Genomic DNA, 22,923 nt, shown 5'->3' with positions numbered 1-22,923 from the left:
ATTGATTCTCAAGGTCGTGTAGTTAACACCTGGGCTGACATCATCAACCGCGCTAACTTGGGTATGGAAGTCATGCACGAGCGTAACGCTCACAACTTCCCCTTAGACTTGGCTGCTGGTGAAGTTGCTCCTGTTGCTTTAACTGCTCCTGCTATCAATGGCTAATTGTCTGAGCTAAAAATATAGCTTCTCTGTGAATTGAAAAGCGCTCTCCCGATTGGGGGGGCGCTTTTTTAATGTTTATATTGCACAAATATAGGAATCATATTTGATTTCTGAAAAACACGTAGGGTGTGTTACCGCGAAGCGTAACGCACCGTTTTTCACGGGTTTGGTGCGTTAGCCTGAAGTCATAACGTACCCTACAAGTACCTAATTTTATTCAAAATTCAAACCGGATTCCTATATTTGTCTTCTTGTCAGGACAATGTGTGTATGTTAACCTAAGAGTTAAAAGTAAGGTCTAAAGTTAAATAAATTATGAGTAACTTATTTGAGCCTAGAACTGAACGGATTGATATCCGTACTAGTGCTAGTGTCAAAAAATTGTTGCAGCAAGCTGCTGCTGCAAATCATAAAAATGTAAGCGAGTTTTTGTTAGAACACGGTTTAATTGCTGCTCAAGAAGCTTTAACAAATCGTAAGCTTTTTGTTTTGGATGATGCGCAGTGGGAAGCTTTTCAAACTGCTCTTGACTCTCAATCTCCAGAAAAACCACGTTTACGTCTTTTATTAACGGAGCCAAGCGTATTTGAGTAATTTCTCATCATTAAACAACTTATATATTGATAAATTATCAGCTTCCCATAATGTTCAAGACTTTGATTGTGGAAAGCCAGCTTTAAATAATTTTTTAATTAATTATGCATTGCAAAATCAACAGTCTGATAGTTCAAAAACTTATGTAGCCTGTTTGGATAATACTGTTATTGGTTACTATACTTTAACTGTAGCTTCTGTTGTTCATCAAGATGCGCCACCTCGAATTACCAAGGGATTGCCAAAATATCCCATACCTGTAGCACTGTTAGCTCGGTTGGCGGTGAGTAAAGATTTTCAAGGGCGGAGAATAGGAAGCGGTTTATTAAAAGATTGCCTTAAACGTGTCAATGCAGCAGCAGATATCTTAGGTATTCGGGCTGTGCTAGTTCATGCTCAAGATGATGAAGCGTTGAGATGGTATGAACATTTTAATTTTGAACCGAGTCCTACCGATCCTTTACATTTATTTTTACTGTTGAAGGATATTCGGAAAATGTTAGGTAATAATTTGTAATTCGTAATTGTAGGTATAGAGCTAGTTGATTAATTGATGAAGATGTAACAAAAATATATTCGATGGTGCGTTGCGCTGCGCGACAACACACCCTACTTGAGAATAGAACGAGATGCTCTTGCTAGCTTGCTTCCCCGAAGGGGTACACTACAAACTTTTAATTATCTCTGTGTCCTCTGCGTCTCTGTGGTTAAATAAATTATTTTGTACCGCCTAGACACTGAGAGCGTAGAGAGGAAGTAGATTCAGGTTTTCTCGGCTGGGGGTTGGTTTCTACGTAAGTTGTGGGTATTTTCTAAGATATTGTTTTACTGACTTAGCACGGTGACCCAAAAAGTTGATCGGATGTAAAATAAACAACAATTATAAAAATCTACGTGCTCTAACCTTTGCTTTGATTTTAGAAGTGAGGACAAATGGCTTTGTGTTTTTTCATTCTCCTGTGTGCTTGTTTAATCACTAGCTATTTTCTTTTTAAAAAAAGTAATAATGAGGTATCACATCTATTAGCTGTGTTTGCGGCTATTAGTTTAATTTTGGGGTTAATTTTTGCTCCTTGGCAGGTATTACTTTTACTATTAATTGCTGTTTTAATTAGTACCAGCTACGAATATTACAATAGCAAAGTTGTCAGTTTGGAAACGGAATCTCCACAACCAGAAGTACTTACTTCTGAGGAAGATTGTCATCAGTTGATTTATCGTGGTGCTTCCTATCGTGCGAATTCTCCTGTAAATTTAGATGAAGAAAATATACAACCTATAACTCATAAGTTGTGTTTTAGAGGAGGTAATTATACTGTCAATAAAGCTGCACGCCGAGAAATGGAGAATAGGGGTTAGAGGCTAGGGGCTAGGTACTGTTTTCAAACTACAAAAGTAGGTTGGGTTAAGCCAAGCGCAACCCAACGAAGTGACGTAAATGTTGGGTTTCGTTCCTCAACCCAACCTACAATTAAGTCTAATTGAGAGTTTGAAAACACGCCGTAGGGAAGAGAGATTTTTAGAATCAACGAAATTATATTAAGAAACTTAAAGACACCTGCAACCCTGATAAATGACTAATAACTAATAACAACTGTACATACGTGATTAGGGAGCATCCCAAATGTGCAAAAACGCCCTCACCCTATAAGGGTGGGGCTAGAAATACGAAGCCTGCGAAGGCAGGCTAAAAGTTTGATAGCCTGCGAAGGCAGGCTTTGTTGGTATAGCAATACCCTTCTAGGGTATTGCGTCAAAATTGGGATGCTCCCCGTGATTAATTGCGTCTCTGACAAATGACTCATGACAAAGGGTGGGGAAACCCCACCCCTACGGGTTTATTTTGGGAATTTGGTGTTAAATTAAATGATACATTGTGCCTTCTGGTGCAAGGCTCATGGCGATGTTGTAATCTTCAACTGCTTTTTGTTGATTACCTAATTCTTGGTGTATTTGACTGCGCCAAAAATAAAAGAAAGCGTTTTCAGGATTAATATATATGGCTTGAGTATAATCTTCTAATGCGCCTTGACGATCGCCTAATTTCTTTTTGCGAAAATTGGCGCGTGCTGTATATAATTCGGCGCTGTGGGGATGGATGCAGATGGCTGTGTTAAAATCTGCGATCGCACTTTCGATATCTCCGGCAGCAAAATGGCTGTAGGCTTGTTTAATATATAAACTGATTTCTTTAGCTTTAGCAGATACTTCTACCGGGAATGGCGGATTTACTTGAGACTGGCTGAGGTTTGACACATTGTTGTCCATTTTACTAAAAAACAAATATTTATTAATAATTTTCTGGCTCTACATGGTTTTAGCGTACCCAGAATTTTGGCGATTGTAACTAATAAGAATTGTCCACAATGGACAAGATGGAATAATGTTAAGGTTGATAGCGAATGCTAAAGTAAAAACCATCGTCTTGTGCGTTATTACCGCGATCGCTCAAGTTGACGAAGGGTATGCCATAATCTAAGCGCATTGTCAGTTTATCTATCCCCAAGGCTTGATTCCACAACAGTCCTAAACCTGCGCTAGCGAGGAAGGTTTGATTGGGTAATTTATTGGGGTTATCTGCTTGATTCCAGACTGCGCCTAAGTCGAGAAATGGAGCTAACTCAATAGTAGATAAACCGGCTTGATTGCGTTCTACTGTAATTCTATCTTCAATTGCGAAGCGAAAGCCATTATCCCCAGAGCGAGCATTTTGCCGATATCCGCGTACAGAACGTCCACCGCCAATGATGAATTGCTGAGAAGGTAAGAGACTATCTGGTGTGAGTTGTATTTCTCCTTGAATGACTAATAAATGATCTTGATTCAGTTGCTGTACGCGCTGTACTAAACCCAGCCAACTGAAAAACCTTGCGTCTGGTGTGGGATTGGCGTTGATTGTTGCATCGAGTAAACCTGTGCCTAAATTAAATTGCGATTGTAAATACCAAGCTCCTTGAGGATCGCGTCTAACATAATCTTGGCTAAATTTAAATACGCTGGTACGGCTGACGCCATTAACATCGGGGCCGATACCAAAGGGGGTGGGTAGTCTGTCGAAAAGGAAGGTTTGCCCACTTTGATGGGTAAAGCCGAAGGATAGAGCAAATTCTTCTCTAGGCGATCGCATTATCGGCTGACGGAAATTGATTTCATACACATCCAAATCAGCTTTAATTCCCAGGTTATCGAAGGGTGGCTGGGTAATTTCGTTGCTATTGGTGGCATATCGCAAACTAATTTTCCCGTTCATGGCGTTGACGGGAATTTGGTATCTAAAGTCAAAAATGTCAGAACCACCTGTGAGATTATGATACCACGTTCCGGCTAATTCGTCACCATTACCTGTGAGATTGCGATGTCCTAGTTCAATGCCAAATCTTTCTGAACCAATGCTAGGTGGTGAATAGTTATCGATGCTGAGGTTACTAATGATGGGATTTGCTTCTTCAACTCTGACAATGAGAATACTTTCACCGACTTTACCTGTAGGGCGCAAACTGGCTTCGACATTATTAAAAAGCGGGTCGAGTCGCAGTAGGCGCAGTTGTTCTTCGAGTTTAATGGTATTTAAGGGAATGCCTGCACCTAAGCGAATGCGATCGCGAATATAACCAGAATTTAACCGCTTGTTTCCTTGGATATCTATGTCTGCAACTCGTCCTTCGATGACGCGAATCACAACTACACCATCTGTATTTCCTGGCTGGATGGTTTCGGGGATAGCTCTGGAATTAATATAGTTATTATTTAGGTAAAGCTGGGTAATCGCATCAGCAGCTTGGCGTAACTCTTCGATTGTTAATTCTCGCCCTGCAAATGGTTGGACAACTTGATTTAACTGTTGTTCTGTAAATACTGTGCTACCTATAACTTTAATTGTGCGTGCATTAATTCGCTCAGGAATAACTGGTGCTGTTGGATTGGTTTGAGAATACTGTTGAATGTTGAATGTTGAATGTTGACTGTTGAATGTTGAATGTTGACTGTTGACTGTTGACTGTTGACTGTTGACTGTTGACTGTTGACTGTTGACTGTTGACTGTTGACTAGTGGCTATTGAGTTGGGAATAGTGGCTATTGAGTTGGGAATAGTGGCTATTGAGTTGGGAATAGTGGCTATTGAGTTGGGAATAGTGGCTATTGAGTTGGGAATAGTGGCTATTGAGTTGGGAATAGTGGCTATTGAGTTGGGAATAGTGGCTATTGAGTTGGGAATAGTGGCTATTGAGTTGGGAATAGTGGCTATTGAGTTGGGATTAGTGGCTATTGAGTTGGGATTAGTGGCTATTGAGTTGGGATTAGTGGCTATTGAGTTGGGATTAGTGGCTATTGAGTTGGGATTAGTGGCTATTGAGTTTTGACTATTGACTATTGACTGTTGCCTAGAAATTTCACTAGCTTTTGCTTTTAACCCAGTAATCCCCATCGTTGATAGTAAATGCAGAATCAGCAAGCTGGAATGCCAACTCAGACGGGGAAATAAACTAATTAATCTTTGTTGAATGCGGATTTTAGGCGTAAGACCAGTTTTTCTACCTTTTCTCATGTCCGTATCTAGGGATGTTTGATGTAACTAACTGGCCTGTTTGGACTCCGGATTATGCCATAACGCCCCAGTATTATTTGAATATCATATTTTCGCGACCGGATTACAAAGAATTGATATATTTAAGTACAATTTTGGGCAAAGAATTCTCCGTAATAACCCTAGCATTATATCCTGGTAACAGGTTAACAATATCTGGAGCCTTTCCATGTCAGCGCCGATTTCTATTGTCATTACTAGTTACAATCGGGAGCGTTATCTACAAGACGCGATAAATAGCGTTTTGCAGCAGACATGGCAAGATTTTGAATTAATAGTTTGGGATGATGGTTCTACAGATAATTCGGTAGCCATCGCTCTACAATATGCACAACAAGATAGACGAGTGCGGGTAGTGGAAGCAGCGCATCAGGGAATGGTGTTAGCGCGCCAAAGTGCGATCGCGCAAACTCAGGGAAAATACTTTGGTTGGGTAGATAGCGATGATATACTCGCACCCACAGCTTTAGCCGAAACGGTTACTTTGCTCCACCGTCACCCAAAGATGGGATTTGTCTATACTGATTATCTCGATATTGATGAAAATTCTCAAGTTATGGGATATGGCGATCGCTGTCGCATTCCCTATTCTAAAGAGCGAATGCTCGTAGATTTCATGAGTTTTCAATTTCGCTTAATTCGCCGGCAAACATACGATTTAGTCCAGGGATTTCACGGTTCGCCAGATTATGCTGAAGATTACGACTTATGTTTGCGGCTGTCAGAGGTAGCGCAAGTAGGGCGGATCGAGAAGCCATTATATTATTACCGCAAACATTCCGGTAATATCTCGCAAATACACAGGTTAGAAGTTCTTCTCTGTTCTCAAGAAGCTATTAATCGAGCTCTAAAACGTCGGAGAATAGCCAAGAAATATCAAATAGATTTGGATCTACTTGCAGGTCGTTTCGTTTTACGGCACAAACCTTCCTTCCGGAATTTTATCAGTAAAGTCGGCAATTCTATAATTAAAGCGATATTTCCCCTAGCGCTAGCTATGAATGCAGGGTTAGCGCAAGGGCAAATTGTCCCCGCCGTTGATGGTACGGGTACAATGGTTACACCCAACGGGAATATATTAGATATTCATGGGGGAACAACATCTAGTGATGGCGCGAATCTGTTCCACAGTTTTCAACAATTTGGCTTGACACCAGAACAAATTGCTAACTTTCAAGCCAATCCCAATCTGCAAAATATTCTCGGTCGGATAACTGGCGGTAATCCTTCGATTATTAATGGTTTAATTCAAGTAACTGGTGGTAACCCTAACCTGTTTTTGATGAATCCCGCCGGTTTTGTCTTTGGTGCTAACGCTAGCTTAAATGTTCCCGGTGCTTTCACCGCGACAACCGCCAATGGTATTAGCTTTGGTAACAACTGGTTTAACGCCACAGGAACTAATAATTACTCAGTTTTAGTGGGTAATCCTACAGGCTTTGCTTTTACCATGAACCAGCCAGGCGCAATTTTCAATGCGGGGAATTTGGCAGTAGGTACGGGACAAAGTTTAAATCTGTTAGGTGGTACAGTAATTAATAATGGGGAACTATCAGCCCAATCAGGGAAAATTTCTGTTACCTCTGTACCCGGACAAAGTTGGATACGTCTGAGCCAACCAGGTAATTTATTAAGTTTAGAAGTTGAAAGTCTAGCGGGAAATAGCAATCAACCAACCAACTGGAATATCCCCATCGCTGCTTTACCGGAATTACTCACTGTTGGGAACACAGGGATAATTGCTAACGCTGATGGTTCCGTAAAACTTCCTGGTACTAACGTCAATGTCCCCACCAATCCAGGCACAACTATTGTCAGTGGCAAAGTAGATGTATCTGGAACTACAGGCGGTACAGTTAATATTTTCGGCACAAAAGTCGGGTTAGTTGGTGCTGATATTAACGCCTCTGGGAATAATGGCGCTGGTACGGTGCTGATTGGCGGCGATTATCAAGGAGAAGGAACAGTTCCCAATGCTAATCAAACTTATGTTGATGCGCGATCGCAAATTGCAGCTAATAGTAATTTAAATGGTAATGGCGGACGAGTAATTGTCTGGGGTAATGATACCACCCAATTCTTTGGGAAAATTACAGCTACTGGTGGTGTAAATTTTGGTAACGGCGGTTTTGTGGAAGTATCCGGTAAAAATAACCTCCTTTTCCAAGGTAATGTTGATTTGAGTGCGGTGAAAGGTAGCCTTGGTAATTTACTATTAGATCCCACAGATATTAATATTGTCGAGTCTGCACCGCAACCGGAGGATCGTTCTTTACCAACAATTCTGCAAGATGCTACCCCAGCGACATTTACAATTTCTAAATCAGCCTTAGAAAATCAAACTGCGGCGGTTACCTTAGAAGCTACTAATAACATTACCGTTGCTGATGGGGTATCGCTAGATTTTATTAGCAGTGGTACAGACATTACCTTTACAGCTGATGCAGATAATAATGGTGCGGGTTCTTTCATAATGGATAGCACCCAAACCATTAATACTAATGGCAGAAACATCTCGATTACAGGAGCTGGTTTAACTCTAGGTAATATCAATACATCTGCTAATTTCGAGCAAAGCGGTAATGTCACTTTATTAGCAACGGGTAATAATATTATTGGCGGTGATATTATTGCCTCTGGCGGTGGTTATGGGAGTGGTAATATAGAGGTTACTAACAGAGGTGGCGCGATCGCCTTAGGAACTCTCAACACCAGTAATAATAGTACTAGTCCTAGAGGCGAGATTAAATTATCCGCCGTTGATGACATTACTACAGGTGATATTATTGCTACTGGCAACAGTCAAATACAGATAGGTGAAGCTGGGCTAGAACTGCAAGATATAGGTGTGACTATTACTAGTTTCACTGGTTCAATTACATCGGGGGATATTAACACCAGCAGAATTAGCAACAGTATTTCTCGCACTCCTGTCGGTGGTGGTTCAATAACGTTAGATGCTCCCGAAGGTAGTATTACTACAGGTGCAATTGACTCTTCAGTCACTATAGATAATAGTAGCAGTTTTACTGGTATAGGTGGTGCGGTGACTTTAAACGCTGCAAATAATATCACCACCAACGACATTAATACCACAGCCAGTTTTAGTACTAGCGAGGAATTTTCTGAGGGAATTGAAAATTTGACAGCTGGGAATATCGCCGTTACCAGCAGTAATGGTGCGCTGAACTTAGGAAATCTCAACAGCAGTACAATTGCAAGTACTTTCTCAGATGTCAGTACGGCTCAAGCAGGAACGATTAATTTAAGTTCTCTCGGTAATATTATTACAGGTAACATTGATTCCTTTGTGAGCCAGAGTTATAACTCAGCTATCGGTGGCGATATCGAAATTAAGACAGATACAGGCAGTATTACTACAGAAAATATCGATTCATCTATATTCAAAACTCAAGGTAGTGGCGATTTTACAGGAACATCCGGCACAGTTAACTTAAATGCCGCAGTTAATATTACTACTAATAATATTAATACCTCAGCTAGAGGTTTTAATGTTGATGGTAATGCAACTTTGCAAGCAGGTAATGTCACCTTAGAGACTACCAATCCTTTTGGCAGTGCGATCGCATTTAGTACCATCTCTTCACAAGTCATTACATCAGCCAATGATAATAATCTTCAAGGTGGTAACGTGCAAGTGCTGACTAATGGCATCATTCAAGGTACGGGAACATTATCGGAAGATAGTACAGGCGATACCATATTCACAGCTGAAATTATCGATTTTGGAGAAGGTGGAAGTACTAGTGAGGGGGGTACGATCGCAATTCGCCATGATGGCGGCCCCGATAATGTAGACTTTATCGTAGGGAATTCAACTGTTAACGGTACAACAGGCGCGCTAAATATCGGGGGAACTACGAGAATTTCTGCGGGTAGCTTGAGTTCGCCTGTGTTACCCAATGGCGGACTGGATACAACAACACCCACCGGAATTACAATTAATTCTGTAAATAGTCCGCCAACAATTACAGCTAATACAACATTACCTGATACCCAAACTAATAAGCCTGTTACATTTACCTTTGCAGATTTAGCACCACAAGCATCAGATGCTAACAATGACAACACGACGATTCAAATTAATGTTGTCAATACAGGCAGTTTAAAGGTGAATGGTACTCAGGTTTCGGGAGTGACTGAAATTAAAACTGGCGATACTTTAGAGTATACACCCCCTACAGATACTAATGGTTCCCTCAATGCTTTTACCATTAGTGCGAGCGATCGCGTTTCCAATTCCACACCAACACAGATCCAAATCAACGTTACCGCACCAACACCACCGCCAACACCAACCCCAACACCAACCCCAACCCCAACCCCAACCCCAACCCCAACCCCAACACCAGAACCTAAACCGGATGTTCCTCCTTGCACTTTCCAATGTAATGAAAACACCCCACCTAACCCGATTCCCAATCCGCCAAAAAGCGAGATTCCTGTTCTTGATAAAAATCCCATCCCAGAGGGTGAATTTACAGCTAGAATAGCGAATTATCTAGGCGTATCTAGTCCCCGGCTGAAATCTCCAGATGAAGTAAGGGAAATTGCAGTCAAAATTGAAAAAGCCACTGGTGTCAAACCTGCGTTTATCTATATTAGTTTTGTTCCTGTAGAAATTACGCCTGATGGGTTGTCAGGAACAGCTAAATCGACAAAACAGCTAGATACATCAGCCGAACAAGATAATCAACAACTAGAATTAGTAATAGTCACAGGAAAAGGCGAACCAATCCGTCGGCGCATTTCTGATGCGACAAAAACTAAAGTTTTAGCAGCAGCAAAGGAATTTCGCGAACAAATTACAAGTCCGCAAAATCGTCGTCGCAGCACTTATCTAGCTTCAGCGCAGCAGCTTTATCGCTGGCTAATTGCTCCCCTAGACGCAGAATTACAGGCGCAAAACATCAATAATTTGGTATTTTTACCCGATATTGGCTTACGTTCTACCCCAATGGCGGCGCTACACGATGGTAAAGGGTTTCTGGTAGAAAAATATAGTATCGGTTTAATGCCTAGCCTGAGTTTAACTAATACTCTGTATACAGATATTAAGAAATCTCAAGTTTTAGCCTTGGGAGTATCACAAAGTACCCAAGGACAAGAACCATTACCAGCAGTTCCCGTAGAATTAAGCACATTAGTGTCAAAACTTTGGCAAGGAAAATTACTGTTAGACAAACAAGCGACTTTAGAAAATCTCAAAGCCATCCGCCGCCAACAGCCATTTGGGATTATTCACATGGCAACCCATGCTGATTTTAGTGCTGGTGCCTTAAGTAACTCTTATATTCAGTTGTGGGAAGACAAGTTACGTTTAAACCAAATCCGGGAGTTACGCTTAAATGAACCCCAAGTAGAAATGATCGTCCTTAGTGCTTGCCGAACCGCTTTAGGAAACGAAGAAGCAGAAATCGGCTTTGCCGGATTAGCCGTATTAGCTGGGGTAAAAACTAGTGTCGCTAGCCTTTGGGCGGTGAATGATGTCGGTACAGCTGCATTGATGACGAAATTTTACGAAGACTTGAAAACTTCGCCAATTCGTGCAGAAGCTTTAAGAAAAGCCCAAGTAGCGATGGCAACAGGGAAAGTTTATATTAAGAATGGTCAAATTTTCGGTTTAGAACCCGTACAAAGTTTACCTTTACCTGGAGAAACAAGCGATCGCGCTAATGAATTACTATCCCATCCTTATTATTGGGCAGGATTTACAATGGTGGGAAATCCTTGGTAGGTTGACTATTGTACAGACGCGATGAATCGCATCTCTTGTACAGACGCGATTCATCGCGTCTCTAACAAATGACTGTTGACTGATAACATTTGAAATTCATCGTTTTGTAATTTGCATTCCTCAATGTAGAAGAGTAGGAACGCGATAATGCTTCATGGTAAGGCAATAGAAGCACAAAAGCGTGAATACAAAACTCCTCATTTCGCCTCAAGAACTCACGTCTGTATTAGCAGCAAAGCCATTACAAACTGTCATTATCGATACGCGCAGCCCAGAAGATTATGCAATTTCTCATATTCCCCAAGCGCTGAATATTCGCGATTTTTTCACCTATTTATTAGAAAATTCTTCCCCTACAGGATTACAAAAATTGCAAGCGCATTTTACAGAACTTCTCAGTGGGTTAGGAATTTCTGGTGTAGAGTCGTTAATTGTCTATGAAGACAGTTTTAACCGAGGTTACGGTCAATCTTGTCGCGCAGCTTTTTTATTAAAATATTTAGGTTGCGCTGATGTCTCTATCTTACACGGGGGATATAAAGCTTGGTTGCAAGCAGGATTACCCACTACCAATGCAGTACCATTACGCCAAAGCAGTAGATTTCAATTGTCTCCCAAGGCGGAAATGATGGTGACTACTACAGAGATGTTAGCAGCAATTGACAATCCAGGAATTATTAAATTAGATGTACGCGATCGCGATGAATGGTTGGGGTTAAGTTCTTCTCCCTATGGTGCTGATTTTTGTCCCCGTAAAGGTAGAATTCCCAACGCTGTCTGGTTAGAATGGCATCGGTTAATGAGTTCATCTGCTGATATCGCCACGTTTCGCTCAAAAGCAGAAATCTTAGAAATTTGTCAATCTGTAGGGATTACTAGCCATTCTACAGTTTACATTTATTGTTTTAAAGGTTCAAGGGCGGCGAATACTTTAATTGCTTTAGAATTAGCCGGAATTAAAGCCAGAAATTATTTTGGCTCTTGGAATGAATGGTCTCGCGATTTTTCCTTACCAATTGATATTTAACAATTCAATATTCGCGCATTATAATGTTGGGTTTCGCAAAGCCTCAACCCAACCTACACCTTTACCAATTGATATTTAACATTAGGTGTAGAAACCCAACATTTATTGAGGTGTTGGGTTTCGCAAAGCCTCAACCCAACCTACGATTTTTTTCATCATTTTATTCCTGTCAGTTCAGTAGGGGCACTGGCACTGCCATGCCCCGAAGCGCGTCATTGACCTAAAATATGCTGTATGCCGAGAAATCCTGATTAACCTGAGAAAGCTTGTCCAGAAACAACAATGAAACCAGCCGAATCAAGCTGCATTTCTGGCTGGCGAATTCCATCAATAATGGCTTTACTGACAGCAGTTACTATCTTCAATTCGTCAGCTAAAGTAGAATTGTTTGATTGTTGATTCAACAGTAAACGTAATTGTTCTACTCTTTGGGCTAATTTTTCTTCAGCAACTTGAGCAGCACTTGTGCATAATTCCTGAAAATCTCCACGTTCGCTGAGTAATTGTCTCGCAGTCTCGCGGACTTGATAGCAAATATTCTGCCAATTATCAGCCGGAATAAAATTATCCAATACCTCAATACGTTCCTTAGCCAAATTATAATCTTGCCCTAACTTATTGGTTTTATCTTTACTATAGGGACGTTGAAGAATAGCTAAGAGTGATTCATCTGTAACAGTAGATAATAATTCCGAACCAGCATCAATAAAGATACTTTCAATGAGGGGAGGAAAGAAACCCTCAATCCAGCGCTTCCAGGAATTGAATTGAGAACTATCTTGTTGATGTTCGGCTAAAATCTGCTTGACTGCTTTGAGATTAGCTTCAACTAAATAATTACAACGGAAACCAAACCATTCCTTTTGTTGACTAGCATTCCATGATGTGTCTTGACGCCAAATTGCAAAAGCATGTCCTCTATCATCCCATTTGAGATAGTTACAAATTGCATCGACTAATCCTTCACCAACTCTAAACAACTTCAGTTGAGAGTTTTGGTTAGCTATCCGGCGGTTATAAGTGCCAAATTTATCAATATTACTGTTAGCAAAGTAATTTTGAAATTCATCAGCACTGACTAGAGTTTGCTTGATGGGTTGATAGGATTTTACATCTGGTAATTCTGGATTATAGATTGATTTAAAGTGTAATGCTTGGTCAATCCAACCTTCAAGGGCGCGTTTAATTTCCAGATGTTGACTGTCATAATCGTCTAAGGCTGCAAAATAGCTATTTTCGGTTTCTGATAGGTTAATTTCCGCTAAAGCATTTTCGGCGCTGATATTTATTTCAACTTGCGAGATTTCTTGTTGAATTGTTTCTGTAGTTTGTAATAAACCACTAGCACCGCCATGAAATAGAGTAGTTTCTAGCTCTGGTAACTTCTGAGTAATATAAGGTTGGAAACTGGTAATTGATTGATTAAAAATTGCCAGTCCATTTTTGAGGAAATTATACCAAGCGCTATGCAAACTCTCTTCTAAATCAACCCCAACTAAAACAGTAAAATTAATCTCCGAAGAACGCCCAATTCTATCAATTCTGCTAATTCTTTGTTCTAGTTGCTTGGGTAACCAGGGAAGATCAAAATTAATCATCCAATCAATAAATTGGAAATTATGGCCTATCTCAGCCGCAGTATCACAAACTAAGATAAAACAACTAGAATTAGTTTGAAACTGGGCTAAATTTTTCTCAGCTTGTGCGGGGTTTTGTTCTGATTGTTGACTAGTCACGCTAGCTGTACCAAAAATTTGTGATAAAGTCCGGACAATTTCGGTACAGCTTTGTTTAAAGCCAGTAAATATGACTATTTTGGGTAAATAATCCCCAGGAATCGGTCTTTGAATTCGCTGTTTAACTCTTTCGCCAAGTTGCTTGATATTGCTGCGGTATGATTGCAAACCCAAAATTTCCGATAGGCGATAGAGGATGATAATCTTAAGTAGTTCAATGCGATCGCCATCTTCTGAAGGTTGGCTGATAATTTGGCGCAATGACATCAAAAGCTCGTTTTCTCCCGGAAATTTAGCAGTTTGCGTCAAAATATTGCCATCATCATTGCCAAATTCTTTAATTAGCTCCGGATTGCGAATTCCACTTAAACGCGCTGCAATTACCTGTTCTAAAATACCTAACCAAGTACCAGCCCCTAAAAACAATAACAGAAAAATACGTTGATATTCTGGTTGATGCGGTGCGGCAGTCCGCCATTTTTCGATGATTTCATGAATATCATAGGAACGCTCATCTAAATCATATTCTTCTTTGGGTGTAATCTGGCGATTAAAAATGGCATCTGGAACATTAGCACGACGGTTACAGAGAATTTGGCGACTCAGACTATAGGTATCGCTAACATGCTGACAAATTGCTGGAATAATTGTCTCTTGCTGAGATTTTTGCCAATCCTTAATCAAACTTAGTAAATATTTATCTTCAGGTAATAAATTTTGCAGTTGCTCTAAATTTGTTTTCACGTTTAAAGCATCAGCTTCTTTTTTGAGAGAGAAGATAATTTTACCCAGGATTTGATGTTTTTTGATTTTTTCCCTAAACCCAGCTAAATCATTAAGTTTATAGGTTTCTGGCTCTAGTAAATACAGCAGAATCGGCAATTCCTTTTCATTGCTGATATCTGGATTGGTAGACAATAAAATTAACCGTTCGCTTCTATGAGCTAAATTTTTGTAAGCTTCAAAACGCTGGCGTACTGCTGTTTCTAAAGAAGTAGCCATTGCTGCAACTTGCTGTGCTTCATCGATAATCAGCAAGCCTACACTGGCTTTTGGGTTAATTTTATGAACATCATCAAAAGACAGTACAGCAACTCGTTTAGGAAAATGCGAAATGTAAAATTTCTGTTCTAATTCCTGCCGCCATTGTGGTAGTAAATGTGGAGGAACAACAACTACTGCACCTTTTTTAGGTTCATCCAAGAGATATTGACGGAGAATTATACCAGCTTCTATAGTTTTTCCTAATCCGCCTTCATCTGCTAATAAATAGCGTTGGTTAGCATCTTCTAAGACGCGGCGAACAACTTCAACTTGATGGGGATAAAGATTAATATTGGCAGAAATCAATCCTGTCATTCCACGACTCACAGCACGCTGCTGAACTAAAGATTTGAGTAAAGCAAATCTTCTGTCATACAAATAAGGCGTTTCTTGACCTTTAATTGCTAAAGTTTCAATAGAATCTTTAACTGCGAGATTACAACGAACATAAATATCTTGTTCATTAATAATCACAGTTTTTTTATCTGGCAAATCAATTTGATATTTTTCGCTGTCTTCATCCCAAGCAAAAATTCTGCCAATTATCCATTTTTCTTGGTTTTTTAATTTGATATAGCAGCGAGTTTGCTGTTGTAGTTTAGCGTATGACAGCGAATTTAAAGGTAAAGCCTTTTGCAAGCGTTGTCCCGGTGAGCAGAAATACTCAACCAAAATTTCGCTATGGCTATTGTCAATAACCTTTCCAATCCCCAAAGAATTATTTGAGGACTTTACTAGTGAGCCGAGCTTAATCATCAGAAAAATGGGTAGAAACCCCGTCTTTTTAGGACGGCTTTACAGTTTTAGCGCTACTGCCTTAGGGTTGCTCGACTTGGTGTACTTTTGTAATGCACTTTCGACAGGACAGTTACCGTCTCAAGTTTGACAACCCTGTACACATAGCGTTTTGCGCTTTTTTGCGCCTCCCTTGCGGGGTAATGTTAGCTTCGACCTGTTACAAGAGCTTTTTAGGCTTGCAACACTGTTCCAGTGACCTTAGAACTGTTTAGTCACAAGCGACAGAGCGGGGGACTAGCTACGCATCCCAAGGTGTCGTGACTCAAATAACGTTTACCCAACTATTGTGAAGGGTGGTCTGGTCAGGATAGCTTGCTAGATTTCTCTTACAAGCCTCATGCCTTTAGGCTGAGGTTCCTGACAGTTTTAGTCCCCTGAACATACTAAGTTAACTTCCCAGAATCTTGGAATAACTGATGTCTGGAAATTTTACAGAATTTCAATTGTAACTGGTTTTTGGGGGTTCCTGTATTGACTTAGGAGCGGAATTTTGAGTTATTTCTCTCCCCGATATCTCTTGATTACTCAGTATTCTGTCTGGAAAATGGGATAATAGCCGCGATTTATCTAGCCAAGAGAGTGACTGTGAGAAGTTATTTAGATGGGAAAGTGGCGATTATTACCGAACGAATGTTGAAGCGATCGCAATTCCCCAACCGTGAAAAACGTTAAGCTAAAGTAAATCCCCAAGCACCCAGCTTTGAAAGAAAACCATGTCTACGTCTGAGGGTAGAATTTAAGCTGATGAATTACTACGTGATTTACGATGGTAACTGCAATCTCTGCGTTACACTAGTGCAATTGTTAGAAAGTTTAGATCGAGGTCAGCTATTTCGCTACAGTCCGATGCAAGATGAGCCAACACTCGCTAAATTTGGGATTACGCCCCAAGAATGCGAACAAGGGATGATTTTAATTGATGCGGATACACCAGACAAGCGTTGGCAGGGTAGTGACGCCGCAGAAGAAATTGGTAGGTTATTACCGTTGGGAAGTATATTTGTTGATGCTTATCGCGCTTTACCTGGGGTGAAATGGGTAGGCGATCGCTTTTACGCACAAATCCGCGACAATCGCTATACTATCTTTGGCAAGCGTTCTAGTACCTATCAATCTTCATTTTGTGTTGATGGTAGTTGTAAGTAAATAGTAAATTTAGTTGTTGACGGTTAACTGTCAACAGTCAACAGTCAACAGTCAACAGTCAACAGTCAACAGTCAACAGTCAACATTCAGGGATTCTATAGCCAATCCCTCAACATATAAACAGCTTGTTTGTAAATAGATAAATCTACCTGATTCACTTCTATTCCTTGTCCGATTCCTTGCAACAAAGTAATAGTTAACTTTCCACCTAAATGTTCGCGGAACTCTGTCAAACCCGTAAATAAATTATGGGGATGATTTGGTTGCTCTAATTTCTCTGTAAGCGCAGGTAGGTACAAAGTAAATCCTAATTGTTTGAGCGTCACGAGAATATTTTGCCATTCCGATTGTGACAGTAACCCAATTAAATAAGCATAGGTACTATCTAATGCAATACCAATTGCTACCGCTTCACCGTGACGTAATTTGTAATCTGTAATTTGTTCTAATTTATGCGCCGCCCAATGTCCAAAATCTAGGGGACGAGATGAACCTTTTTCAAAAGGATCGCCACTGTTAGCAATATGTTCTAAATGTAATTGGGCACAACGATAGATAACTTTCTCCATCAATTTCATGTCACGAGCCGCTAATTCTTCAGCATAAATTCTCATGAAATGAAAGAAATCAGCATCTTTAATTAATGCTACTTTCACCGCCTCCGCAATCCCCGATCGCCAATCGCGATCGTCAAGGCTGGTAAGGAAATTTAAGTCATTCAAGACTGCGTAAGGAGGGGCAAAAGTACCGATAAAATTCTTCTTACCAAAGGCGTTAATCCCGTTTTTTACTCCTACACCAGAATCATTTTGTGCTAATACTGTAGTCGGTACTCTTAGCAGCCGAATTCCTCTATGGGCGGTAGCTGCGGCATATCCTACCATGTCTAAAAATGCGCCGCCACCAATAGCTAACACGTAAGAGTGACGACAGATTCCACCAGCATCAATTAACTGATGAATTTGTTCAACAAATTTTGGATTGTTTTTAACTAATTCGCCACCAGGAATAATAAGAGGTTGCTCTATTAAATTAATAATATCTTCGTAAAAGCGGGCATAATTAGAGATTTTTTTGACTAAACCCTGATGGTCTTTTAACAAACCTGCATCTACTACCGCGAGAACTTTCTTAGGCGTTATCTCACCATTTCCAGCAATCACTTCTGCGAGTAAAGGATTGTCTAATTCAAACAACCCATGAGTAAAATGAACATCATAATTAAAGGTAACTTGAACAGATTGCTGAATTGGCTTCAGGCTAACTAGGCTATTATCTGTAATTAACATATTTATTGTTTGCTCTCTGGAGAAATTATTTTGTGCAATTAATTTTTATGTTTATAAATAATTGCAAATTCGCGATCAGATGAATTGTTAATCAATATAACCGCCAAAACACGTTAATAACACAGATTTTCAATGCACAAAGTTAGCCCCATCGTGCTAGTAGATGCAGTCAAAATCATATTGCTTATTACTTTAATTGCGGTTCTAAATTTAGTTTTGATTTGGTGGTAAATACCAATATTTAATTTAGGGGTAACCGTATTCTATATAAAGTCAATCGATAATTGCCCGGTTAATTACTACATCTTCATATTATCTTATTGAAATTTCCGAAATTATTGGAGATTCAGTAAAGTTTTCAACAAGAAAATTTCATACACTAAGCATCTTTTTTAAAGAGTTAATATTTTTCTGATTTTTAACCTAAATTTAACCATTGCTTGAGCAAACCTTTACCTTGAGTTTGCTACACAGAGTTTGTTACATCAAAAATTTAAGTAATTATTTGTATTAATTCATGAGTAATGTAAAAAAATTGATATATGATTGGCTATCACAGTCTGTTTCTTCAACAGCACTGGCTTGGCTGGAACAAAAGCAGACAGAGATTGCGGAAGGCGCACCTGAGAGAATATTTTTTACCGCCTTTAGTGCAGTACCCCGTTATTTAGGTAAAGATAATTTACAGTTAACATCCCAAGATTTAAGCAAAGCCGCAGATTTAGTTCCTGGCTGGTTTCCTGGCGATTGGACTGTAGATCAAGCTGGACGGACATTTTTGCTACTAACTTTACCCCACGATCGCCCTGAGAATTATGTGCGATCGCTTGATAAAGTTTTTAGTAGTGCGGATATGAGGGAATTGGTAGCTTTGTATCAAAGTTTACCTTTATTACCCCATCCAGAATTACACAGCCAACGGGCGGCGGAAGGTATTCGCAGTAACATGGTTAATGTGTTTAATGCGATCGCTTTACACAACCCCTATCCAGCAGATTATCTAGATAACATTGCTTGGAATCAAATGGTGCTAAAGGCTTTATTCGTCGGTAGTCCTTTGCATTTAATATATGGTTTAGATCGCCGCGCCAATCCCGAATTAGCAAAGATGTTGGTAAACTATGCCCATGAACGTTGGGCTGCAAAACGCCCAGTATCGCCGGAATTATGGCGACCAGTGGGAAAATTTGCTGATAGTGAAATTATTGCAGATTTAGCCAAAGTTTTTGCAGATGGCGACATGATAGAAAAACAAGCAGCAGCATTAGCTTGTGCTGAATCCTCTTTACCAGCAGCGCAAGAGTTAGTGTCTCTCTATCCACAATTACAGTCAGCGATTGCAAAAGGCGAATTAACTTGGAGTAATTTTAACCGCGATCGCCTCCCAGTTTGCAAATAACTACCAAGCTTTATCATTCAACAAAGTTATTGATCTTGCAGTCTTCATTTTGAATTTTGAATTTTGAATTTTGAATTATTTATGATGTTTATCGATCCTCACATTCACATGTGTTCCCGTACCACTTATGATTACCTAATCATGCGGGAATATGGAATTGTCGCAGTTATTGAACCATCTTTTTGGTTAGGACAACCACGCACAACAGCAGGTTCATTCAAAGATTACTTTAGCAGCTTGGTAGGCTGGGAACGCTTTCGCGCTAGTCAATTCGGCATTCAACATTATTGCACCATTGGACTCAACCCCAAAGAAGCGAATAACGAAGCCTTAGCCGCAGAGGTGATGGAATTGATACCACTGTATGCTTGTAAAGAGGGCGTTGTCGCCATTGGGGAAATAGGCTATGACGACATGACAGAAGCCGAGGATAAATACTTCTGTCAGCAATTAGCCCTCGCTAAAGAACTGGATATGCTGGTATTAATTCATACTCCCCATCGTAATAAAAAAGAAGGTGCTAGCCGCAGTATGGATCGTTGTCTTGAATATGGACTAGATCCTGCGCAAGTAATTATCGATCACAACAACGAAGAAACCGTTGCAGAAGTATTAAACCGTGGCTTTTGGGCTGCTTTTACAATTTACCCCAAAACCAAGATGGGTAACGCCCGGATGGTAGAAATTGTCCGTCAGTACGGAAGTAACCGCATCATTGTCGATAGTAGCGCCGACTGGGGTGTCAGCGATCCTTTAGCAGTCCCGAAAACCGCACGTTTAATGTTAGACATGGGCATACCGGAAGAACACGTACAAGCAGTCTGCTACGAAAACGCCCTTACAGCCTATAGCCAAACAGGACAAATGCAAGCATCAGATTGGCTCAATTCTCCATCAGCAGACCAGACTCAAATGTTCAACGGCAACTCAGTACTGCGCGGACAAGAACCAGGTATTAAGTCAGTAGCAGACTATGTACTGATTGAGTAAGAAGAGACAAATGACAAATAACAATTGTACAGACGCGATTAATCGCGTCTCTGACAAATGACAAACATCACAAGTTTAAATTTTCAAAGTTGGCGCGGGTATTTAGAGTTGATGCGCCCAGCAAATATTGTTACAGCTTGGGCTGATATTTTAGTTGGTTTTGCGGCTTCTGGCTTAGGCTTGATTTCTGCGGAATTAATTAATAATTCAGCAAATACCACTAATTTAGTAACTCTAGGCTGGTTATTATTGGCTACCACTGGTTTATATGGTGGTGGTATCGTTTTTAACGATGTATTTGATGCGGAATTAGATAAACAAGAACGCCCATCGAGGGCGATTCCTAGCGGTAGGGTATCTCGTGAGAATGCAGCTGTATTGGGGATGATATTATTTGCGATCGCACTTTTTGCAGCGTCTCAAGTATCTGGGTTGAGTTTAGCGATCGCTATTTTCATCACCTGTGCAGCATTATTATACGATTCCCTCGCCAAACATCATCCTTTTTTCGGCCCTTTAAATATGGGTTTATGTCGTGGAAGCAATTTATTATTAGGTGTCAGTGCTGTACCTGCAATGATTTTAGAACGTTGGTATTTAGCAATAATTCCTATACTTTATATAGCTGCTATCACCGCAATTAGCCAAGGAGAAGTTCACGGTGGTAAAAAGATTACTGGAGTCATAGCAGTCATTTTAATTGCCATAGTATTAACAGCCGTTTTAAGTTTAGGATTATTCACAGAATATACAGTAATTTCTGCATTACCATTCGCGGCTTTATTAGCAGTACGAGTATTACCTAATTTTATCCAAGCCGCCCGCGAACCAGTACCCGAAAAAATTAGAAATGCTGTCAAAGTTGGCGTGTTATCTCTGATTATTTTAGATGCAACAATGGCGGCTGGTTTTGCAGGTTTACCCTACGGTTTATTAGTCCTAATTTTGCTACCCATTTCCCTATCATTCGCCAAAATATTTGCTGTTACCTAAATCTGTAGGGTGTGTTGTCGCGCAGCGCAACGCACCGAAAAATCAAAAATTAACGGTGCGTTAGCCTACGGCATAACACACCCTACAACATAAATTATCAAATCACATGAAAATTGCAAATCATAACTTTCATCTCACATATTGCACAAATATTCATCCTGGTGAAAGTTGGTCAGAAGTATTCACAAATCTGCAAAAATATATTCTAGAACTCAAACAACGGCTATCACCTCAAGCACCATTTGGAATTGGTTTAAGACTAGCAGATACAGCCGCTAAGGAACTTTTAGAAGGTAATAATTTAGCTCAATTTCAAACTTGGCTACATCAACAAGATTTATATGTTTTCACCTTAAATGGCTTTCCTTATGGGGGATTTCATCGACAAGTAGTCAAAGACCAAGTTTATGCACCAGATTGGTCAAATCAAGAACGGCTAGAATATACTTTAAACTTAACTAAAATTTTAGCAGCATTATTACCTGAAGGTTTAGATGGGGGAATTTCGACATTACCTTTATCATATAAACCTTGGTGGTTAGAAGCAGAAGAAAAGCAAGATATAGTTTTTAAGACTAGCTGTTTAAATATCGCCGCCGTTGTTGCGGAAATGATAAGTATTCAACAAGCCACAGGTAAATTATTGCATATTGATTTAGAACCTGAACCTGACGGTTTAATAGAGAATACCTCAGAAGTCATAGACTTTTATCAAAATTGGTTATTACCCATTGCTGGTAATTATTTAGCAGAAAAATTAAATATTTCACATAGTTTAGCCGAAAATAAATTGCTTGACCATGTACGAATTTGTTATGACACTTGCCATTTTTCTGTAGAATATGAGCAGCCAGAATCTGTATTTACAAGCTTAAACGCAGCAGGTATTAAAATTGGTAAAATTCAAATTAGTGCCGCAATTCAGGTAAAAATACCATCGGATATTCAACAACGCAGTGTAATAGTTGAACGCTTACAACCTTTTGCTGAATCTACTTATCTCCATCAAGTAATAGAACGTCGCCATGATGGAACGCTGTATCATTATCCTGATTTAATTAAAGCATTACCGCAATTAATACAATCTCAAGCTGAAGAATGGCGGACTCACTTTCATGTCCCCATTTTCATCCGCGATTATCAAATTTTGCAATCCACCCAAGATGATATTGTGACGATTTTACATTTACTCCAACAAAATCATGCTTGCCAACATCTAGAAATTGAAACTTATACTTGGGATGTATTACCACCAGAAATGAAAATAGATATCCTAACTTCTATTGAGCGTGAATATGAGTGGGTACTAACCAATTTCTCTAATTAAAACCGTAGGGGCATGGCAATGCCATGCCCTCATAGATATCGAGAAACACTATTAATAATATTTAACAGAATA

The 22,923-nt window shown here is 39.9% G+C and carries 15 protein-coding genes; 11 read left to right on the top strand and 4 right to left on the bottom strand.

Annotation, left to right across the window (positions count from 1 at the left end; all coding sequences use genetic code 11):
* The 4 genes from AACW45_RS24940 to AACW45_RS24925 form a co-directional block, all read left to right on the top strand.
* Positions 1-165 (top strand): photosystem II protein D1 (locus tag AACW45_RS24940; protein ID WP_190631589.1); only part of this gene is annotated, 165 nt, incomplete at its 5' end.
* A 315-nt stretch (positions 166-480) separates the two neighbouring features.
* Positions 481-759: a type II toxin-antitoxin system TacA family antitoxin gene (locus AACW45_RS24935; RefSeq protein ID WP_190635377.1), complete on the top strand. Its 279-nt coding sequence runs from the start codon at positions 481-483 to the stop codon at positions 757-759.
* Complete coding sequence (locus AACW45_RS24930; protein ID WP_190635375.1) at positions 752-1,276, top strand: GNAT family N-acetyltransferase; 525 nt, start codon at positions 752-754, stop codon at positions 1,274-1,276. Before AACW45_RS24935 ends, AACW45_RS24930 begins: the two co-directional genes overlap by 8 nt.
* A gap of 416 nt (positions 1,277-1,692) precedes the next feature.
* Positions 1,693-2,118 carry a hypothetical protein gene (locus tag AACW45_RS24925; protein ID WP_190635373.1) on the top strand — a complete coding sequence of 142 codons (426 nt, stop codon included), beginning with the start codon at positions 1,693-1,695 and terminating at the stop codon, positions 2,116-2,118.
* Positions 2,119-2,616: 498 nt separating this feature from the next.
* Here the strand turns inward: AACW45_RS24925 and AACW45_RS24920 are convergent, their stop codons facing one another.
* Together AACW45_RS24920 and AACW45_RS24915 are read right to left on the bottom strand one after the other, a co-directional pair.
* Entirely contained in the window at positions 2,617-3,027 is a 411-nt protein-coding gene (locus AACW45_RS24920; RefSeq protein WP_190635402.1) for a tetratricopeptide repeat protein, read from the bottom strand.
* Positions 3,028-3,145: 118 nt separating this feature from the next.
* Positions 3,146-5,305: a ShlB/FhaC/HecB family hemolysin secretion/activation protein gene (locus tag AACW45_RS24915; protein ID WP_242045616.1), complete on the bottom strand. Its 2,160-nt coding sequence runs from the start codon at positions 5,303-5,305 to the stop codon at positions 3,146-3,148.
* A 208-nt stretch (positions 5,306-5,513) separates the two neighbouring features.
* On the opposite strand from AACW45_RS24915, the gene AACW45_RS24910 reads away from it, so the two are divergent.
* Together AACW45_RS24910 and AACW45_RS24905 are read left to right on the top strand one after the other, a co-directional pair.
* Positions 5,514-11,102 carry a CHAT domain-containing protein gene (locus AACW45_RS24910; RefSeq protein ID WP_190635370.1) on the top strand — a complete coding sequence of 1,863 codons (5,589 nt, stop codon included), beginning with the start codon at positions 5,514-5,516 and terminating at the stop codon, positions 11,100-11,102.
* 181 nt (positions 11,103-11,283) lie between these two features.
* Positions 11,284-12,129 (top strand): rhodanese-like domain-containing protein, encoded by an 846-nt coding sequence (locus tag AACW45_RS24905; protein WP_190635368.1) that lies wholly within the window; start codon positions 11,284-11,286, stop codon positions 12,127-12,129.
* A 251-nt stretch (positions 12,130-12,380) separates the two neighbouring features.
* On the opposite strand, the gene dpdE is transcribed toward AACW45_RS24905, so the two are convergent.
* Entirely contained in the window at positions 12,381-15,665 is a 3,285-nt protein-coding gene (gene dpdE, locus AACW45_RS24900; RefSeq protein WP_190635366.1) for a protein DpdE, read from the bottom strand.
* Positions 15,666-16,451: 786 nt separating this feature from the next.
* Here dpdE and AACW45_RS24895 point away from each other — a divergent pair.
* Positions 16,452-16,853: a thiol-disulfide oxidoreductase DCC family protein gene (locus tag AACW45_RS24895; protein WP_190635364.1), complete on the top strand. Its 402-nt coding sequence runs from the start codon at positions 16,452-16,454 to the stop codon at positions 16,851-16,853.
* A 95-nt stretch (positions 16,854-16,948) separates the two neighbouring features.
* Here AACW45_RS24895 and AACW45_RS24890 read toward each other — a convergent pair whose 3' ends face one another.
* The gene (locus tag AACW45_RS24890) at positions 16,949-18,142 is read right to left on the bottom strand and encodes a 3-dehydroquinate synthase (RefSeq protein ID WP_190635362.1); all 1,194 of its coding nucleotides are present in this window, start codon (positions 18,140-18,142) and stop codon (positions 16,949-16,951) included.
* A gap of 517 nt (positions 18,143-18,659) precedes the next feature.
* On the opposite strand from AACW45_RS24890, the gene AACW45_RS24885 reads away from it, so the two are divergent.
* From AACW45_RS24885 to eboE, 4 genes are all read left to right on the top strand, one after another.
* Complete coding sequence (locus tag AACW45_RS24885; protein ID WP_190635360.1) at positions 18,660-19,541, top strand: EboA family metabolite traffic protein; 882 nt, start codon at positions 18,660-18,662, stop codon at positions 19,539-19,541.
* Between the two features lie 63 nt (positions 19,542-19,604).
* Positions 19,605-20,531, top strand: coding sequence for a TatD family hydrolase (locus AACW45_RS24880; RefSeq protein ID WP_242045615.1), 927 nt, complete (start codon positions 19,605-19,607; stop codon positions 20,529-20,531).
* A gap of 57 nt (positions 20,532-20,588) precedes the next feature.
* Positions 20,589-21,524, top strand: coding sequence for a UbiA-like protein EboC (eboC, locus tag AACW45_RS24875; RefSeq protein ID WP_242045614.1), 936 nt, complete (start codon positions 20,589-20,591; stop codon positions 21,522-21,524).
* Between the two features lie 106 nt (positions 21,525-21,630).
* Positions 21,631-22,851 carry a metabolite traffic protein EboE gene (gene eboE, locus AACW45_RS24870; protein ID WP_190635358.1) on the top strand — a complete coding sequence of 407 codons (1,221 nt, stop codon included), beginning with the start codon at positions 21,631-21,633 and terminating at the stop codon, positions 22,849-22,851.
* Positions 22,852-22,923: the final 72 nt, after the last annotated feature.

Source organism: Calothrix sp. FACHB-168 (assembly GCF_963889195.1).
Taxonomy (GTDB): domain Bacteria; phylum Cyanobacteriota; class Cyanobacteriia; order Cyanobacteriales; family Nostocaceae; genus Aulosira; species Aulosira anomala_A.
This window is presented reverse-complemented; position numbering and strand designations above follow the sequence as displayed.

Coding starts and splice junctions, on each gene's coding strand:
- AACW45_RS24935 (WP_190635377.1), top strand. CDS start 481: ATGAGTAACTTATTTGAGCCTAGAACTGAACGGATTGATATCCGTACT.
- AACW45_RS24925 (WP_190635373.1), top strand. CDS start 1,693: ATGGCTTTGTGTTTTTTCATTCTCCTGTGTGCTTGTTTAATCACTAGC.
- AACW45_RS24920 (WP_190635402.1), bottom strand. CDS start 3,027: ATGGACAACAATGTGTCAAACCTCAGCCAGTCTCAAGTAAATCCGCCA.
- AACW45_RS24915 (WP_242045616.1), bottom strand. CDS start 5,305: ATGAGAAAAGGTAGAAAAACTGGTCTTACGCCTAAAATCCGCATTCAA.
- AACW45_RS24910 (WP_190635370.1), top strand. CDS start 5,514: ATGTCAGCGCCGATTTCTATTGTCATTACTAGTTACAATCGGGAGCGT.
- dpdE (WP_190635366.1), bottom strand. CDS start 15,665: ATGATTAAGCTCGGCTCACTAGTAAAGTCCTCAAATAATTCTTTGGGG.
- AACW45_RS24895 (WP_190635364.1), top strand. CDS start 16,452: ATGAATTACTACGTGATTTACGATGGTAACTGCAATCTCTGCGTTACA.
- AACW45_RS24890 (WP_190635362.1), bottom strand. CDS start 18,142: ATGTTAATTACAGATAATAGCCTAGTTAGCCTGAAGCCAATTCAGCAA.
- AACW45_RS24885 (WP_190635360.1), top strand. CDS start 18,660: ATGAGTAATGTAAAAAAATTGATATATGATTGGCTATCACAGTCTGTT.
- eboC (WP_242045614.1), top strand. CDS start 20,589: ATGACAAACATCACAAGTTTAAATTTTCAAAGTTGGCGCGGGTATTTA.
- eboE (WP_190635358.1), top strand. CDS start 21,631: ATGAAAATTGCAAATCATAACTTTCATCTCACATATTGCACAAATATT.